This window comes from Microbacterium sp. CPCC 204701, assembly GCF_004010105.1.
GTDB lineage: Bacteria > Actinomycetota > Actinomycetes > Actinomycetales > Microbacteriaceae > Microbacterium.
The window spans coordinates 1-1,854 of record NZ_RRYE01000497.1 but is presented as its reverse complement, the minus strand read 5'-3'; the positions used below and the strand labels follow the sequence as shown (position 1 = coordinate 1,854).

The window sequence follows — 1,854 nt, the reverse complement described above, 5'->3', positions numbered from 1 at the left end:
CGCACGAGCCCGTCGGCCGCGCGTACGAGGCCCGGCACGCCGAGGCCGACCGCGACGATGCGCGCGTCGGAGAGCGCGCCCCCGCGCCACTGCGCGATGCGGTCGGCGATGAGCAGCGCGGTCTCGTCGGGAGTCAGCAGGTGATCGACCTCGATGCGCTCGCGCAGACGGATGCCGCGGTCCAGGCCCACTGCGGCGATCGTGAGCGCGTCGACCTCGGGGTTGGCGGCGATCGCGACCACCGCGGGATCCGCGACGACGACGGGGGAGGGGCGACCCACGCGCCGAGAGGGATCGGGGGCGCGCTCGATCACGAGTCTCTCGCGCACCAGTTGGCCGACGAGGTCGGCGATCGTGGACCGGTTCAGACCCGTAGCCTCGGTGAGCGCGGCCCGCGACACGGGGCCCTCCACGTGGACGAGCCGGAGGAGGCGGCCGAGGTTTCGCTGGCGGATGCCTTCAGCCGGGGAGGGATCGCTCACGCGTCTCACTGTACGGGCTGGAGCGTGACCGAATCGGTATTTGTTGCTCTTGACCTCAAATCGCGTGGCGTCGTACTCTTGCCACGTCCACATCACTTTCGACGTTGGAGTCGAAACTTTCGAGAGGTTCGAAGATGAACACACGCAGCACGATGCGCGTCTTCGCCGGCATCGCCGCCGCAGGCATCGCGGCCGGCGCGCTCGCCGGATGCTCCGCCGGTGACGGAGGAGAAGGCGGCGACGGCGACGAGGTGACGATCACCTGGTGGCACAACGCCACCAATGGTCCGCTCCCGGACGTCTGGGAAGAGGTCGCGGCCGAGTTCGAAGAGGCCAACCCCGGCGTCAACGTCGAGCAGACCGGCTACCAGAACGAAGAGCTGCAGCGCACGCTGATCCCCAACGCGCTCGCGGCGGGCGACCCGCCGGACCTCTTCCAGGTGTGGCCGGGCGGCGAACTGCGCGATCAGGTCGAGAACCGCTACCTGATGCCCCTCGACGATGCGATCCCCGACACCATCGAGAGCGTCGGGGCCACGGTCAACCCGTGGCAGGTCGGCGGCGAGACCTACGGAATCCCGTTCACCTTCGGCATCGAGGGCTTCTGGTACAACACCGACATGTTCGACGCCGCGGGCGTCGAGGTGCCCGAGACGTTCGACGAGCTGGTCGATGCCGTCGGCGCGCTGCGCGAGTCGGGCGTCGTGCCGATCGCGGTCGGCGCCGGCGCCGGGTGGCCCGCCGCGCACTGGTGGTACCAGTTCGCGCTCAAGTCCTGCTCGCCCGAGACCCTGGCGGCGGCCGAGACGGAGTACGACTTCAGCGACCCGTGCTGGATCGAAGCCGGTGAGCAGCTGGAGGAGTTCCTCGGCATCGAGCCGTTCCAGGACGGCTTCCTCGGCACTGTGCCTCAGGAGGGCGCGGGCAGCTCCGCGGGCATGGTCGCCAACGGCCAGGCGGCCATGGAGCTCATGGGCCACTGGAACGCCGGCACGATCGGCGGCCTCACTCCCGACCAGCAGGTTCCGGACTTCCTCGGCTGGTTCCCGGTTCCCGGCATCGAGGGCGCCGCAGGCGACCCGACTGCGGCGCTCGGCGGCGGTGACGGCTTCGGCTGCTCGGCGGAGGCTCCGCCGGAGTGCGCGGACCTGCTCGCGTACATCATGAGCGAGGACGTGCAGAAGCGCTTCGCCGAGAGCGGCTCGGGCATCCCGACGGTCACCGCCGCACAGGCCTCGCTCGAGGACGAGAACCTCCAGGCCGTCGCCGAGGGTCTCGCCGCGGCATCCTTCGTGCAGCTCTGGCTCGACACCGCGTTCGGCACCACCGTCGGCAACGCGATGAACGAGGGAATCATCAACCTGTTCGCCGG

At 70.1% G+C, this 1,854-nt stretch carries 1 protein-coding gene and 1 pseudogene; one reads left to right on the top strand and one right to left on the bottom strand.

The window, feature by feature from the left end; genetic code table 11:
- Positions 1-482 (bottom strand): annotated as a pseudogene (locus tag EIO58_RS17205) (ROK family protein); the annotation flags it as partial.
- A 134-nt stretch (positions 483-616) separates the two neighbouring features.
- On the opposite strand from EIO58_RS17205, the gene EIO58_RS17200 reads away from it, so the two are divergent.
- Positions 617-1,854: ABC transporter substrate-binding protein (locus tag EIO58_RS17200; RefSeq protein ID WP_127820474.1), on the top strand; the 1,238-nt coding region annotated here is incomplete at its 3' end.